Here is a 16,108-nt window from a genome sequence, read left to right as displayed (position 1 = left end):
GCTGCCATTGATGGCTTTTCTTAGTATGACACAATAAAAGGGATTAGAATCATAGTAAACTCTAATCCCTTCTCATAATTTACCTTTAAACAAATGGTTATTTAACCGCTCCTGCTGTGAGTCCTTCCATAAATTGTTTAGAGGCAATAAAGAAAAGGACAATCATCGGAATCGACGATAGTGTCAATCCTGCAAACAAGGAGCCCCAATCTGCGGAATATTCACCAAATAAGGACAACATTCCTACAGGAATCGTTTTCTTAGCTTCATCTGAAATAAAGATAAGCGGAAAAAAGAAATCATTCCAGGATTGAACGAAGTTAATAATAAAAACAGTACCAAGTGCAGGACGCATTAATGGTAATACTACATTCCATAATATTCTTAAATCACCTGCTCCATCAATTCGCGCTGCTTCCTCTAGCTCGACAGGCATTGTCCTAAAAAATCCTGTTAAGATCAGCATAGATAATGGAATACCTGTAGCAGTATAAATTAAAATAAGCGACCATAAAGAATTGGTTAATCCTAAATTTTTCATTAAAATAAACAACGGCACAATCCCCAATTTAATCGGAATCATCATTCCCATTAAAAAAAGGAAAAACAAAGCTTGATTCCACTTATATTTATACCTTGCAATATAATATGCCGCTAAAGATCCTGTCATTAATATCAATAGAACAGAAACTATACTAACAATGACACTATTATAAAAAAACTTCATAAATGGAATTTGTTCTAATAGTGTTTTATACGTATCTAAATTTAACCCTTTCGGAAAAGACAGCGGATTTGTAAATATTTCCGAACTTGATTTAAAAGATGAAGCGATCATTAATACAATAGGATATAAGCTTATGGAGGCAAATAAAAAGGCTAAAATATAGTACATTGGCCTAGTCCATATGGAATGTTTCACCTTTATCCCTCCTACATCTCTACTTCTTTTTTCTGAGTGAATTTTAAAAATAGTACAGTAAAAATAGATATAAATAGAAATAATACAACTGCCAATGCAGAACCTAACCCAATTGCGGATGATTCTCCACTAGATCCTCCAAAAGCTAAGCGATAAAAATATACTGCTAATGTATCCGTCGAAAAATATGGTTCGCCCATTGAGCCTTGCATTGCATAAACTAATTCAAATGCCTCAAATGATTGGATAAATGTTAGGACGGTCATAATCATAATCGAGGGAATCATCAATGGTAAAATAATTTTACGAATCATTGTAAAACCCTTTGCACCATCTAGAGTGGCAGCCTCTGTTAATTCAGTTGGAACCGCTTGGAGACCTGCAAGGAAAATAAGAACCCCAAAGCCTAACCCAAACCAACAGTTAACCAGGATAATTGTAATGAGGGCAGACTTAGGATCTCCAAGCCAAGCTTTTTGTAATGATTCCAATCCTATTTTTCCTAAGATCGCATTTAGTGCACCAAAGTTTGGGTTTAAGATAAGCTTCCATAAAAATCCTACAACTATCACAGATAATAATCTTGGAAGGAAAAAAGCTAGTTTAAAAAACTCTGCTCCGCGGATTTTTTTATAAAGAACAAATGCTAATAAAAAAGCAAGTCCATTTTGAACAACCATTTGTATAACAAAATATATAATGTTATGACGAAAAGCGTTCCAAAACATTCCACTGAAAGGCTCTAATGTAAACAGATTTTTAAAGTTTTTAAGTCCTACAAATGCTCCTCTTACAATTCCATTCCAATCAAAAAAACTATACATAAGTGCCGCAATTAACGGATAAACAATAAATAATCCATAAATAATTAGGGCGGGGAGAGGAAAAAGATGGATCCCCCATCTTTTCCATCTCCTTTGTTTTTTATCTATACGTTTTATGTTCGTTTCATTCATAGTAAAATCACCTACCCTTTATTGAAAAGGCTTAAACCATGATTCAGCACTTTTTTGAACGGCTTTAGCTACTTCTTCTGGTGATTTCTTCCCTAAATACATTCCTTGTAATTCTGTTTCTAACGTTGCTTTTGTCGTTGGATTCCCACCGGTAAAATAAACAAGAATCATATAAGGAGTTGGTTTTTCTTCAATAGCCTTGCTTAGAGAACTGACCAATGCATCATCCGATTCAATTCCAGGAATGGCACTAATCATCTTAAATTCTTTTGTAAAGAGTTTTCCAAATTCATCTGAAGTCATAAATTCTAGGAATTTCTTTGCTTCTTCTTTATGTTTTGAGTTTGCATTAATACCGTAGGAACCGTCCACCCATGTTGTAATCGTCGGTTCTTTACCTACAGCGGACGGCATTGGGAAGTAGCCTAATTCCAAATTTGGATTCATTTTCAGCAACTGTTCAATTACCCAGCTTCCCGTTGGGAACATCGCCGCTTTTTCAGTAAAAAATAACGTTTGAATATCATCCATTCCTAAGCCTTCATAATTGTCAGGGAAGTAATTTTTTAGTTCATCCATTGCTTTTATGGAGTTAATGAATTCTGGACTCGTGAAATTCGTTTTACCTGTGGAGATTTGGTCTACGAAGTCATTTCCTCCATAAAGTGCGGGTCCGATGATTCCGTGTGCAGCAGAAAGCAGCCATCCTTCTTTGGAACCAAGTGCAATCGGAATAATCCCTTCTTGTTTTATTTTTTTATTTAATTGGATAAACTCATCCCATGTCTTTGGCTCTTCAAGACCTAACTTTTGAAATATTTTTTTATTGTAAAACATTTGTGTCGTACTAATGTTTAAAGGTACACCATACTGTTTTCCATCTTCACCTTTTGATGCCTGTAAAGCTGAATCCGGAAATCGTTCTAAGCCTTTCAAGCCATCAATTGCCTCTAAGTAACCTGATTTCGCTAGCTCTGCCGTCGGAGCATAAGGGCGTAGTTGGATAAGATCTGGACCTCCTCCACTTTTTAAAGCTGTATTAAGGATGGTATTGTATTCCGTACTTTTTGATGGTTTAAACTCCACTTTAATATTCGGATATTTTTCATTAAATTTTTTAATAAGCTTTTCATAGCCCGCTTTGTCTTCCGTTCTCCAGCTTCCAATTTCTAATGTAACAGTCTTTCCGCCTTTCTTTGAATCCTCCCCATTCGTGTTCTTCGAGGAACAAGCTGATAACATCATGACAAGTATAAAAAGTATAATAATCCCTGTTCGTTTGATCCTTTTCAATTGAACTTTCCCCCTTTAAAATGTTATATTTCCCCCTGCGATAATGTGGAAGAGATCAACAGCAATTCTTGGATATATCATTTAGTAACTAAGGTTCTAACTAAAGCTAGAATGATACAACCCTTACATTTAAGTTATAAACAACCTTAAAAAAATAGAACATGAATATTGATTGCTAACACAAAAAAAGGATCAGAATCCAAGATTCTAATCCCTATAAACTATTTAATTTTTTCCCTCAAAAAATTAATTGCATCTCTTGTTTCATCAAGATACTTCACGGTTTCATTGTATGCTTGAGAAGCTACACACATAAAGAGAATATCAATAACATGCAGTTGAGCTATTCGTGATGAGGTCGCTCCACTTCGAAATGTAGGCTCTCTAGTTGCAGAAGTATATAATCGGATTTCTGCTTGTTCATTAACAATAGATGCCCCATATTTTGTAAGACTTATCGTTTTTGCCCCTTGCTTATTAGCAAGCTCCAAAATCTTTGCTACTTCAAAGGTTTTTCCAGAAAACGATATACCAAACACAACATCATTTTCATGGGCATTGGCAACTAATGTTGCGGCCATATGAATATCAGAAAATGCAGTTGCATTTTTGTTAATTCGTAAAAATTTTTGCTGTGCATCTTGGGCAATGATACTTGAAGCGCCAACACCAAAGAAATGGATATTATTTGCTTTTTTTAATACTTCAACTGCTTTGGAAAGCTCATCTGTGCTGAGTAATTCTGCAGTTTCCTTAATGGTTTGAATACTGTTATTCGTCATCTTTTCAATAATAGTAAATCTCGATTCATTTGGTTCAATATCACGGAACCCGTATTCACTTGTTTTTTGTAAATCCCCGGCTATCCTTAATTTCAATTCCTGAAATCCCTTTAAATCTAATGATTTACATAATCTTATAACAGCTGCACTGCTTGTAGAGCTATGTTTCCCCAATTCGCTCGCAGTCATCGTAATTGATTCTTGTGGATTTTGTAAAATATAAGAAGCGATTTTTCTTTCTGATGGTGGAAGCTTCGAAAGCATCTCAGAGAGCATAGCTAGTCCCCCAGTTGTTACTGCCATATACACCACCTCATTTCGATCATTCTATTTACCTATGTCAAGTTATAGCTGTTTTTATATAATAAAGTCAACAAAAAACCGAAGTCTCCACTTCAGTTTTTTTGCATTCGTATTACAAAGTCTTTTTCATCACATGAAATGTTCTAGTAATTTCAAAGCCCGTTTTCTTATAAAGATAGCCTGCTGAACTTTTTTCTCCGGTCCAAAGGAACCAAGCACTATGCAATCCCTTAGAACGCATTAAGTTTAGACAATCATGCAGAAGAATTTTTCCCAATCCCTTTCCTTGCTGATCAGGATCTACTCCAAATGGTCCAAAACGTTCTGGAACACCTTCATATCCTCCATGCATACAAAAACCAACAAGTTTTTGTTCCTGTCTAGCGATTAATATTTGGGTTAGGGACAAGCCTTGTAAAATTCCTTCTCGAATGGCTCTTCCCCAATCATGATTGAACTTTTCATTAGCAAATTGAATGACTTCATAAAGATCCTTATCTTCACAAGTAGAAAAGGTATAACCTTCAGATTCCCTCTGACTCTTCAAATCACGAACATCATTAGGAGCTTCATAACCAACTAGATTACGATCCATAGCAACAGGTGAATAGAGCTTTTCAAAGCCTTGTTTTTGTAGGAATCCGTGCGCTTCTGGATATGTATCTTCATCAATTCCCGGCAAAATGTAGTTCGGTGCATAAGAAGCAAAAAAGACATTTTTTCTCCCTTTTGCTTTTAAAAACTCAACTGCTTCTTTTATCAATTGAGATCCGATTCCTAATCGTCTGTAGCTAGGATCGATGAAAAAGAAAGGAATCCAGCCATTATCAGGCTCCAAGTCCGTACCATACATAGGTAACAATCTTCTGATAGTGTACACACATCCAACTAATTTATCGTTATCAAATGCTAGCCTTAAACCATTTGGATCAAAATTTGCATCTAACAAAACCAAATTCCTAAATCTTAATGAATGAATAGGATCCTTTTGTAAACTCTTATTCCAGAGAGAAACGATCTGCTTCTCATCACCTGATTCGTAGCATCGATAGGTAATCAATACGGACACTCCTTACTATTACTTATAGATTAAATAAGGTGCTTTTCTTCTATTAAAATCATCCAAGAGCTCATTGCACTCATCAAGGAAATGATGAACGCTTCCATTTAATATTTGGTTTTTTAGCCTTTTTGTCCCTGCTAATAAGTCAAAAAAATACTTCCCATTCGCTTCATTTTTATTAAATTGAAATTGTTTAGGGTACATTTCTGCTACTAATTCTAGCAATGTTAATCCAGCTTTTAAGGAGTGAAGGTTAAAGCGGTCAACTACATGCAATTGAATCCCTTCACACACTTGATCCTTATGTTTTTGATAAGTTGGGATAAAAGAAACAGGTCTAGCCAATACCCCAGGAATTTTTTTCTCATTAAAATGTTTTGCTAAACGATAACCATCAATAAAAGGAGCGCCTACATACTCAAACGGTCTTGTCGTTCCTCTCCCTTCTGATAGGTTTGTTCCTTCAACTAAACAAGTCCCTGGGTATAATGTACTCATATCTATTCCTGTTGTGTTTGGTGATGGAGGTACCCAAAATAATCCTGTTTGATCAAAATACATTTTTCGGCTCCAACCTGTCATAGGAACAACAGTAAGTTCACAATCAATCCCAAACTCATATTTATAAAGCTGGGCTATTTCTCCGACTGTCATACCATGGCGATTAGGAATGGGATATAATCCGACAAATGAACGAACATCATCCTCTACTAAATTCCCTTCTGTTGATAATCCAGAAATTGGATTTGGCCGGTCTAATACAACAAAGTGCTTTCCATACTCCGCACACGCTTGCATCACATAGGCCATTGTATAAATAAATGTATAGTACCGTGCTCCAATATCCTGAAGGTCAAAAACTACTACATCAACATGATCCAACATTTCTTTGCTAGGCTTTTTAGAAGCGCCATAGAGACTATATACAGGCAAACCTGTATATTTATCAATGAAGGATTCTACTTTTTCTCCCTCTTTTGCATCTCCTCTGATACCATGCTCAGGTCCATATAATGCTGTTAAATGAATAGAAGGATGCTCGTGGAATAAATCAATAGTAGGAATTAGTGATTCATTTACTCCAGTCATGTTTGTGACTAAGCCGATTCTCTTGTTTTGGAATTTTGAAATGTATTCTTCTAAGAATACAGTAACTCCTAATTTCATGTAAGTGACACTTCCTTTCAGTGAAAGGCAAATCTATTTTTGTAATTTGAAGCTCTTCTCTAAGCTTATACCGTCTGCTCAATTCTTTTTTCCTCTGCGACACGTTTTTCTTTCTTACCTAGCTCCAAATTCTTTGTTGCATTTAATACAAAGATAGAAAGCATTCCAATAAATAGTAAAAAGAACCCGATGATAGTAAAGCTAATTAAAAGTGTGATACAGAGAATTTGCACAAAAAGTCCAATCGTATACCATGTATGTCCCATAAACTCCTTTATAGATTGATTCATAGCTTTAATTGCCTTTACATCTTTTAATACTAAAAGAGGAATGGCATACACCTGCGTCGCAAGAAAAGTTAAGCAAAGATAGGTTTGAAACACTGCAAAAATGAAAATGAAGTAACTATTATTTATATTTAAGTAGTACCACCATTCGGATAAAGGAATGATTACCGCTAAGCTATAAATTAAACCAAGAAGGAATGCTCTTTTGAAAAAGTAAGCAAAAGACTTCAGAAACATTCCTAACTTATACTTTTTCCCTTCTAAAACGTGCTGAATTACAGCGTAAACAGCCGTTGTAGCCGGCAAAAAGATAATCATCAAATAGGCAATTGCCCAAGTTATTGGGAGTAAGAATACGGCAGGAACGATAAATAATGACCAACATATACTAACTCCCAGTACTGTTAGAATGTTCAAAAAGATTTGATGTCCCGTTTTTTTCAGTAATTTGCTGATCGATAGCATATGATTATCACCGTTCCTTCTTCAATTTTAAAAATTTCAAATTCTTTCCTGAGTCGCAGGGTCAAAAAGATGCATTTTTTCTAAATTAAAAAATAACTCAACTTTTGTAAGGCTGCTAAGTTTTGCATCAGCAGTTACTCTACCAGTAATTTGGTCATCACCAATATTAAAGTAAAAGAGTAACTCTGCCCCCAAATGTTCAACTACCTTTAACGTAGGATTTACAACATTGACTTCAGGTTGAGCACTTAGTAGATTGGTAGAAATAATATCCTCAGGTCTTATTCCTAGAATAACCTCTTTGTTCTGATAGCTTTTGTATTTTCCCATCAGTTTTTCCGGTACTGTAAATGTATAATCCGAAGTAATTAATTGATTTCCATCTAACCTAGCCTTGACAAAATTCATAGGCGGTGAACCAATGAAGCCTGCTACAAACATATTATTTGGAAATTCATATAATTCTTCCGGTGAAGCGATTTGTTGAATTTCACCTTGATTCATAACGACTATCCTTTGACCTAATGTCATTGCTTCAACTTGGTCATGCGTTACGTAAATGACAGTTGCTCCCAGCCTTTTATGTAACTCAGAAAGTTCCACACGCATTTGTACTCTTAATTTAGCATCCAAATTACTTAATGGCTCATCAAATAAGAAAACACTTGGATTTCGAACTATTGCCCTTCCAACAGCGATCCGCTGCTTTTGTCCACCACTTAATTCTCGCGGTTTACGATCTAAAAGATTCTCTATACTCAAAATGGCTGCAGCCTCTTTAATCTTTGCTTCTATATCAGCTTTTGGGGTTTTTAAATTTTTCAATCCAAATGCTAGATTCTCTTTAATTGTCATATGTGGATAAAGGGCATAATCCTGAAAAACCATAGCAATATCCCTATCCTTTGGATGTACCTTATTCACTAATCTATTGCCAATGTAAATATCCCCACTAGATTGTCTCTCAAGTCCAGCAACCATTCGCAAGGAAGTCGTTTTCCCGCAACCCGAAGGTCCAACAAAAACAAGAAATTCTTTATCTTTAACAGTAAAATTCGCGTTATTTACGGCACGAACCTTACCTTTTTTCTCATCTTCAAACTCCTTAATAACATTGACAAATTTCACTTCTGCCACTGAAATTCCTCCTAACCTTTAACAGCTCCTATAGTAATACCACGTAAGAAATACTTTTGTAATGCAAGGAATACAATAATCATAGGAATTGCGCTACAAACCGCCCCTGCCATCATAGCTCCGTAGTCCTGTAAATGTTCAAATCTAAATGTTGTTAAACCTACCTGTAATGTTCTCATTGTGTTTGTATTCGTTATTAAAAATGGCCAAAAAAAGCTATTCCAATGTCCAACGAATGTAAATATAGCCAAGACTGCTAATCCAGGTTTCGAAATCGGAAGAATTATTTTCCAGAATACACCAAACTCACTACATGCATCTATTCTTCCAGCATCAATCAATGAGCTAGGTAAAGAACTCATAAATTGTTTCATTAAGAAAATACTACCGACGCTAACCATTCCTGGAACGATTAATCCTACATATGTGTTTTCTAAATGAAATGTATTTACAACTAAAATATATAATGGAATTAATGTTACCTGTCCAGGTATCATCATCGTTGATAAAAGAATCCAAAAAATTGTATTTCTTCCTGGAAATTTTAATTTCGAAAATGCATATCCTGCTAAAGATGCAAAAAAAACATTAATTATAGTACTTATTCCTGCGACAATAATACTATTAAGAAACCACCTGCCTAATCCACCCATTTCAAATATTCTCTTAAAAGCATCTAAAGTAGGATGTTCAGGTATTAATTGGGGAGGAACAGCAGTTATCGCTGATGAATCTTTAAAAGAAGAACTAATCATCCAAATGAAGGGGACGAAAGTGAAAATTGCCCATATCCCCAATACTATGTAAATAATAATAAATCCACATGTTCTTAAAACTTTTTTATTCTTCTCTCTCTTCTCATCAATATCCATTTGATGTTGGGGATTAGTTGTTGGTTGTAATTCCATGTTACTATCCTCCTAATATTCTACGTCACTCGACATATACTTAAATTGTAGAACGGAAACTATAATAATAATTACCCCTAAGACAAAAGCCTCTGCCGATGCTAATCCAAATTGGTAATATTCAAATGCATGCTTGTAAATCAAATATGCAATGGTTGTCGTTGCAAAATTTGGTCCACCCTGTGTCATAACATACGTTGCTTCAAACACTTGAAACGAACCAATAATTCCGGTTATTAACATATATAAAGTTGTTGGTTTTAATAGCGGCCACGTTATATTTTTAATTTTTGACCACCAGCTTGCAGCATCAATATCAGCTGCTTCGTATAAAGATTTTGGTATCCCACCCATTGCTGCCATATACAGGATAATCCCACTACCATGTCCACCAATATATGTCATCAACATTAAAGAAAATAAAGCAGTATCTGAACTTGCCAGCCACATATGCTGATCAATGCCAAACCAACTTAAAAAAAGATTAATTAATCCTGATTTTGTTGGATCAAACATCCATAACCATATAAGTGACATCGTTACTCCTGAAGTTACTGCTGGTAAATAAAAGGATGCTTTAAAAAAGGTTTGAGATCTTTTATTTAATGGGAAAATTAATAACGATAATAGAAAGGATATGATAATACTTACAGGTACAGTGCCAACTGTATATATCACTGTGTTTTTTATTGATTTCCAAAAAATTTCACTACCAAGTAATTTCTTATAGTTTTCTAAACCTATATATCTAGACTCTAAGATTCCATATTCCTGAAAACTCATGATAAATGCTGATATAAGAGGATACACAGTAAATACAAGAAACAAAAGAACTGGAAGAGCAATAAATATATAACACCATCCATAGTCTTTAATAAATTGTTTTGCGATCCCCCATGACCATCGCTTTTTATTTTCCCTAAGAACAGTGGCCATAGTTTTCATCTCCTTCACATTTTTTTAGCTAGCGATGAAAGGATTCCCGCCAAAAGGCGGGAAATCTTATTAAGGTTTATTTCAAAATACTTTCTGCAATTTTAGTCCACTGCTCAACCGTTTCTTTAGGTGTTAATTCACCGGCTAAGAAACCTTGGAATTTCGGTTCTACTCCATCTGCATCAATTTGTCCGTCTTTTTGAGCCATCACTGGATCTAATTGAGGTGCCCTTACAACATATCCCAATGTTCTTTGAATAAACTTACCATTGTCAGTATCAAACTGTAGCATATCTGAATACATTTTTTGACCAGATTTTCTTGCAGGCGGAATGAATTGTGTAGCTGCAGTTATACTTGATTTAGTTCCTGTTAGGTATTTTAGTACTTTTGCAGCATTGTCTGTATGCTTATCCCCTTTATAATTTTTTTGTTTGAATAACCACATACCACCACCGCCACCGGTAGCTACTTCTTTTGAACCTTCATGATGTGGGAAAGGCAGTAAAACCATATCTATTTTCTCACCTTTTATTTTTCCTTCATCTATCTCTTTGTTTCTATTGTCATTTTGTGTGATTTGATATGGACCTGTTCTTCCGAAAATAGCTGCTTGTCCATCATTAAACATGTCTATCATTTTTTGTTCATCGATACCGGCTGTTTCTTTTGGCATTATTTTTTCATCCATTAATTTTTTCAAGAATTCTAATGTTTCTACTGCCTCTTTTCCTCCCCATTGAAACTTACCCTCTGGAGATAGAGACCTTAATATGCCATAGTTTCTCATCAAATGCCCGAAAGTTTCAGGTGATTTTCCTTGTGTTAGGAAACCATAAAGGTCTTTCCCATCCTTTGTCTTTTTACCTGTAAATTTCTTTGCAATATCGTAAAATTCCTCCCATGTCCAGCCATCTTTTTGTATTTTAGCAATATCTACTCCTGCTTCTTCTAATAGAGCTCGATTTCCTCCCCAAGAATGAAGTGCAATCCATTGCGATACTGCCCATATTTTCCCATCAAGTGTGAAGTTTTCCTTCGCAAATGGTTCTAAATCTTCAAGGTCATCTTTATCTAAATACTTATCTAATGGTATAGCAAGACCTGTATTAATATACTTTGGCTGCATTGTAGAGAAGAAAACATCTGGTGGATTTCCAGAGTTTAAAGCAACATCAAATTTCTTAGCCCCTTCTTCCCATGAAAGAATTTCATATTTGACCTTAATATCTTTATTTTCTTTTTCAATATCAGCAATTAATTCCTTAAGATGGTCTTCATAACTTTTTTGTCCAATTTCTGGATGTGCTGGATAATGAGGATATGTCCATACCGTGATAATATCCTTACCATCCTTAGTCTTTCCTCCGGTTTCTTTACTACTACATCCAGCCATTGAAATGACTAGAATAATAGATAATAATAAAACAATTAGTTTCTTCATTTACTTTCCCCCTATCATTCATAACCTATATACACACTTTGTAAACAATAATGTTGACCGCTGCTCCCCCCTCACCTCCTTAACATTTTTAAAAACTAGAACTTTTTTTCATTTATTTCTGAGCACTTTGTTGTGGTAAGGTAACCGGTAGTTTTCCTTCAACTAATATCTTCCCGTAGATTGCCTGTGCAGCTATTCTTAGTGCAGGTGTGGTAAATTCGTAGGTACAAACATATCCTGGGACATTAGGTAAAAACGCTAAATCATACGGATTCCTAGTTGCTACAACTACTACCCTATTATTTGTTTCAACTATTTTTTCTACTAATTTGATTTGCTTACTCCCGGTTATTGCTGATAATGTCGCAACTACTACCGTATCGAAAGTTTTCGCTTGAAGAGCAATATCATTAATTTCATCCTCTGTTGGAGGATTAGATAATTGGACGACTTGAGCATTCGGATGAATCTCCTTAATCGACTCACCGAAGGAAAAACTTAAATATCTTTTGTCTTCTACACCCAATTTCGAATTATTTTCTGGATACACAATAAGAACCCTATGAAAAGCATCTGTTGATAAAGGTAATATATCCTGGTCATTTTTCACTATTGTTACCCCTTGACGATAGACCTCATTCACCATTTCATCATGTTCTTCACACCCTACAACTTCAGGGACCTCAATCTCTTCGTAAAATTGGATATCATTCCAACTTAAATATTTTTCTTTTAGTTTCGCCACTCGATTAAGTGAGGAGTCAATAGTTTCCAACTCAATTTCTCCTGTTTCTACAGCATGAATTACTGCTTCCATTGAATTCACTTGTGGACTGTATGAGTGAGAGATCATCACTAAATCTACACCGGCTTTTATTGCTTCCACTGCCCCTCGAGGGGTTCCAATCGTACTTGAAATAGCCTCCATTTCCATACAATCTGTTGTTACGACACCATCAAATCCGAGTTCCTCCCTTAGCAAACCATTAATAACTTTATTTGAGAGTGTTGCTGGAACATTTTTGCGATTTTCGATAGCAGGAAAATACACATGTGCTGTCATCACTGTATCAGCACCATTTTGGATACAGTCCCTAAAAGGCAATAGTTCCACATTTTGAAGTCGTTCCATATCATGATCAATTGTAGGAAGATCTAAGTGAGAATCCACACTTGTATCTCCATGTCCAGGAAAATGCTTTAATGTCGTGATCATTCCAGCATTTTGCATCCCTCTCATCAATTCTTTTCCTAATAACGATACATTTGATGGGGATTCACCAAATGATCGAACACCAATAACTGGGTTTTGAGCATTATTATTCACATCTAATACAGGTGAGAGATTCCAGTTGATTCCTAATGCCTTAAGTTCCTTCCCTGTGGCATTTCCAACCTTATTAGCATTTTCTGGTTTATTAGTTGCTCCTAATAACATAGCTCCTGGAAAAATTGTTGTTCCCTCTCCTAATCTACGAACCGCTCCATTTTCCTGATCCGTACATATTAACAACGGATGTTTATGTCCCGCCTCTTTTGCTACTCTTTGCAGCTCAGTCGTTAGCTTAAGTACTTCTTCAGGCGTTCCAATATTTCTTCCAAATAAAATAATTGCTCCAAGATGATAATCCTTTATTAATGCTTTTATTTCTGGAGTTGCCTCTTTCCCATTAAACCCAAAAACCATTAATTGTCCGACTTTTTTCTTTAAGTCCAATATATTCACTCCACTCGTTAATGGCTTTTATGACAATTCAAAGCCTGGGATGATTGCTCCTTTTCTTACATTCGCTCCAATTGGAAATTTAAGTGTTTGGGCATATTTCGTTCGATTTACGCATCCTCTCACCGTTCCAAGTGCTTTATAGTAGTCGTAATAACGGAAAGACTTTGAATTCATAATGAACCAATAATTTGATAATGCCTCTAAGTAAGTGTCGAACTCATCTGATACATCAACGAATACATCTGGCTCGTATCCCTCCATGTCCTCCCAGTTTTCACTATGATAAAAGCCGTAATAATGTGGGGCTAATCCATCTAAATCAAAGCCCGGCAGCCCTGCTTTTAATTGTGCTGCTTGCACAATTTTTGGACAAAGAGCATGGTCAGGGTGGATACTATTCACCCAGTGTGTAATTACAACATTCGGTTTTAGCTTACGCATTAAAGTCGCTACTCTTGTTACAGTTTCTTCATCACACTTAAGCTCCGCATCCTTATAATCAAGAGTGATACTTTTTCCACCAAGGATTTCAGCTACCTTTTCTGCTTCTTTTACTTTTTGAACCCGATAATCTTCAACAGAAATGTGTGCAGGATTCCCCTTCTCGCCAGCAGTTAAATGAACAAAGGTTACCTCATGTCCTGCCTTAGCATATTTGTGAGCAATAGCTCCAGCCTGTATTTCTGCATCTCCACAATGGGCTCCCAATATAACTAAATGCATAATGATACCTCCGGAAAAATTTTAAAAATACGAACGAATCAAATTATGTAGTCTTGGACGCAATCGAATAATGGCATTCTTTCTCCCTAAATGAACTCGATTGGTTAATAAAATGACATGTAGTTTTATTTCTGGATCAAACCAAATGCTTGTGCCTGTAAATCCTGTATGTCCGTAGGAGCTTTTTGAAAATAAGTCACCACTAGAAGAATAATTCTCGCTCTTTAGCATCCAGCCCAGTCCACGGAACTCCTCATCAAAAGGGGTAAAATTTTCTCTTGCCAATAAAAGAGCCGCACTTGATAATATACGTTTTCCCTGAAATACCCCTTCATTTTCAATCATTGATGCATAGTTACCTAAATCCTTTATAGTAGAAAATAATCCTGCGTGTCCGCTTATGCCTCCCATACTTTCGGCATTTTCATCATGAACAATGCCTGTCTTGTATTCCTCTAAATTCTCACAAAACTCAGTAGCGGCAAATCGATCTCGATTATCGTTCAGATTAAATCCTGTATCATTCATTTCTAAAGGGTTAAATATTTCTCTTTTTGTGAATGTTTCGAATTTTTCCGTCGTGACTACTTCAATAATTTTATATAGGAGTATAAGACCAAGGTCACTATATGTCACCTTTTCCCCTACTCGAGAAATGAGTGGTTCTTTACAAATCCTATTAATTAATTCATCCTTGTTTAGTGACTCTTTATAAAATGGTTTGTGTGCTGGAAGTCCTGATGTATGGGTTATTAAATGTTTTAATGTAGTTTCTTCGGTGTGGAATTGCGGAAGGAAATATTTTACTTTATCATCAAGTCTAAAAGTACCTGTCTCTATTAGCTTTAAAATAGCTGGCAAGGTTGCAACTACTTTCGTGAGAGATGCAAGGTCAAATAGCGTTTCCGTTTTCATTGGACTTTTTTCTGGAAATAAAGCACGATAGCCAACCGCTTCTTGTAAAAGAACCTTCCCTTGATAGGAAATATGGATAACAGCTCCAGGTATATGTTCTAAATCTATTTCTTGCTGAAGAAAATGAATGATTTTATTTTTCACAGGCCAGCTTTCCCCCTTTTGCTTTTACAATTGCTTTATGAACAAAACCATGGGTACGATTTAATAAATAGTTAGCTTCCTCCAATGATACTCCTGCAAGAATCATAACAATCGCAGGCTTAACCTTTTGATCGGTCTGATTTAATATTGCTGCAGCTTCAGTATAACTGACTCCAGTAATTTTTTTCACAATGTTTCTCGCTCTTTCGATTAACTTTGCATTGCTTGGGTTCAAATCAACCATTAAATTTCCATATACTTTTCCAAGTTTGATCATGGTAGCTGTAGTGAGCATATTTAAAACCATCTTTTGTGCTGTTGCTGATTTTAATCGAGTAGATCCTGTTAATACTTCAGGACCAACAATAATTTCGATTCCTATTTTTGCAAAATTACTAATTTCAGCATTCTTATTGCATGAAAGAGCAACAGTGTTTGCACCTATGCGATCGGCGTATTCAAGTGCTCCAATAACATAGGGAGTTCTTCCACTTGCAGCTATTCCTACAACTACATCTTTAGCTTGTAACTGTTTTTCTGCTAAATCGTATTCTCCATTTTCCTTGCTATCTTCAGCACCTTCTACTGCTTTAAAGACGGCACCCTTGCCACCTGCAATAATACCTTGTATTAATTCAGGAGGTGTACAAAAAGTAGGTGGACATTCCGAAGCGTCTAAAATCCCAATCCTTCCACTTGTTCCTGCACCGATATAAAATAATCTTCCTCCATTTTTTAGTGATTCATAAATCAACTCAATTGCCTTTGATATTTGAGGGAGTTCCCTTTTTACAGATACAGCAACTGTCTGATCCTCATCATTCATCAACTCTATTATTTCCAATGTTGTGAGCCGATCTATATTTTGAGATCGATTATTTGTTTGTTCTGTCATTAAAGTTGAAAGATCTACCTTCATTTCCACACGCCTTTCCAA

Annotated in this window: 15 protein-coding genes; all 15 read right to left on the bottom strand. The window is 35.7% G+C overall.

The genetic code is table 11. The annotated features are described in order from the left end of the window. Positions 1-97: 97 nt before the first annotated feature. Entirely contained in the window at positions 98-922 is an 825-nt protein-coding gene (locus tag ACQKP0_RS10200; protein ID WP_427405728.1) for a carbohydrate ABC transporter permease, read from the bottom strand. A gap of 11 nt (positions 923-933) precedes the next feature. Further along, a complete protein-coding gene (locus tag ACQKP0_RS10195; RefSeq protein WP_427405727.1) occupies positions 934-1,878 on the bottom strand; it encodes a carbohydrate ABC transporter permease in 945 nt (314 codons plus the stop codon). Between the two features lie 18 nt (positions 1,879-1,896). Then, positions 1,897-3,171, bottom strand: coding sequence for an ABC transporter substrate-binding protein (locus tag ACQKP0_RS10190; RefSeq protein WP_427405726.1), 1,275 nt, complete (start codon positions 3,169-3,171; stop codon positions 1,897-1,899). A 221-nt stretch (positions 3,172-3,392) separates the two neighbouring features. Then, positions 3,393-4,256, bottom strand: a complete 864-nt coding sequence (locus tag ACQKP0_RS10185) for a MurR/RpiR family transcriptional regulator (RefSeq protein ID WP_427405725.1) — start codon at positions 4,254-4,256, stop codon at positions 3,393-3,395. Between the two features lie 112 nt (positions 4,257-4,368). After that, positions 4,369-5,316 (bottom strand): GNAT family N-acetyltransferase, encoded by a 948-nt coding sequence (locus ACQKP0_RS10180; RefSeq protein WP_427405724.1) that lies wholly within the window; start codon positions 5,314-5,316, stop codon positions 4,369-4,371. A gap of 18 nt (positions 5,317-5,334) precedes the next feature. After that, positions 5,335-6,486, bottom strand: a complete 1,152-nt coding sequence (locus ACQKP0_RS10175) for an exo-beta-N-acetylmuramidase NamZ family protein (RefSeq protein ID WP_427405723.1) — start codon at positions 6,484-6,486, stop codon at positions 5,335-5,337. 65 nt (positions 6,487-6,551) lie between these two features. After that, positions 6,552-7,238 (bottom strand): hypothetical protein, encoded by a 687-nt coding sequence (locus ACQKP0_RS10170; RefSeq protein ID WP_427405722.1) that lies wholly within the window; start codon positions 7,236-7,238, stop codon positions 6,552-6,554. A gap of 36 nt (positions 7,239-7,274) precedes the next feature. After that, on the bottom strand, positions 7,275-8,375 hold the full coding sequence (locus tag ACQKP0_RS10165) for an ABC transporter ATP-binding protein (RefSeq protein WP_427405721.1): 1,101 nt from the start codon (positions 8,373-8,375) through the stop codon (positions 7,275-7,277). A gap of 11 nt (positions 8,376-8,386) precedes the next feature. Next, positions 8,387-9,247: a carbohydrate ABC transporter permease gene (locus ACQKP0_RS10160; protein ID WP_427405821.1), complete on the bottom strand. Its 861-nt coding sequence runs from the start codon at positions 9,245-9,247 to the stop codon at positions 8,387-8,389. 48 nt (positions 9,248-9,295) lie between these two features. Next, positions 9,296-10,219, bottom strand: a complete 924-nt coding sequence (locus tag ACQKP0_RS10155) for a carbohydrate ABC transporter permease (RefSeq protein WP_427405720.1) — start codon at positions 10,217-10,219, stop codon at positions 9,296-9,298. Positions 10,220-10,295: 76 nt separating this feature from the next. Continuing rightward, a complete protein-coding gene (locus ACQKP0_RS10150; RefSeq protein WP_427405719.1) occupies positions 10,296-11,663 on the bottom strand; it encodes an ABC transporter substrate-binding protein in 1,368 nt (455 codons plus the stop codon). Between the two features lie 112 nt (positions 11,664-11,775). After that, positions 11,776-13,389 (bottom strand): beta-N-acetylhexosaminidase, encoded by a 1,614-nt coding sequence (gene nagZ, locus ACQKP0_RS10145; RefSeq protein WP_427405718.1) that lies wholly within the window; start codon positions 13,387-13,389, stop codon positions 11,776-11,778. Between the two features lie 18 nt (positions 13,390-13,407). Further along, positions 13,408-14,112, bottom strand: coding sequence for a PIG-L deacetylase family protein (locus tag ACQKP0_RS10140; RefSeq protein WP_427405717.1), 705 nt, complete (start codon positions 14,110-14,112; stop codon positions 13,408-13,410). A gap of 21 nt (positions 14,113-14,133) precedes the next feature. Continuing rightward, positions 14,134-15,171 carry a serine hydrolase domain-containing protein gene (locus tag ACQKP0_RS10135; RefSeq protein ID WP_427405716.1) on the bottom strand — a complete coding sequence of 346 codons (1,038 nt, stop codon included), beginning with the start codon at positions 15,169-15,171 and terminating at the stop codon, positions 14,134-14,136. Further along, positions 15,161-16,108 carry an N-acetylmuramic acid 6-phosphate etherase gene (gene murQ / locus ACQKP0_RS10130; protein WP_427405715.1) on the bottom strand — a complete coding sequence of 316 codons (948 nt, stop codon included), beginning with the start codon at positions 16,106-16,108 and terminating at the stop codon, positions 15,161-15,163. The genes ACQKP0_RS10135 and murQ overlap by 11 nt, the downstream gene beginning before the upstream one ends.

This window comes from Heyndrickxia sp. NPDC080065 (assembly GCF_050281185.1).
Taxonomy (GTDB): domain Bacteria; phylum Bacillota; class Bacilli; order Bacillales; family Bacillaceae_C; genus Heyndrickxia.
The sequence above is the reverse complement of the archived record's forward strand: the minus strand, read 5'-3'. Positions and strand labels throughout refer to the sequence as shown.

Coding starts and splice junctions, on each gene's coding strand:
- ACQKP0_RS10155 (WP_427405720.1), bottom strand. CDS start 10,219: ATGGCCACTGTTCTTAGGGAAAATAAAAAGCGATGGTCATGGGGGATC.
- ACQKP0_RS10150 (WP_427405719.1), bottom strand. CDS start 11,663: ATGAAGAAACTAATTGTTTTATTATTATCTATTATTCTAGTCATTTCA.
- ACQKP0_RS10160 (WP_427405821.1), bottom strand. CDS start 9,247: ATGGATATTGATGAGAAGAGAGAGAAGAATAAAAAAGTTTTAAGAACA.
- ACQKP0_RS10195 (WP_427405727.1), bottom strand. CDS start 1,878: ATGAATGAAACGAACATAAAACGTATAGATAAAAAACAAAGGAGATGG.
- ACQKP0_RS10175 (WP_427405723.1), bottom strand. CDS start 6,486: ATGAAATTAGGAGTTACTGTATTCTTAGAAGAATACATTTCAAAATTC.
- ACQKP0_RS10185 (WP_427405725.1), bottom strand. CDS start 4,256: ATGGCAGTAACAACTGGGGGACTAGCTATGCTCTCTGAGATGCTTTCG.
- ACQKP0_RS10170 (WP_427405722.1), bottom strand. CDS start 7,238: ATGCTATCGATCAGCAAATTACTGAAAAAAACGGGACATCAAATCTTT.
- ACQKP0_RS10140 (WP_427405717.1), bottom strand. CDS start 14,112: ATGCATTTAGTTATATTGGGAGCCCATTGTGGAGATGCAGAAATACAG.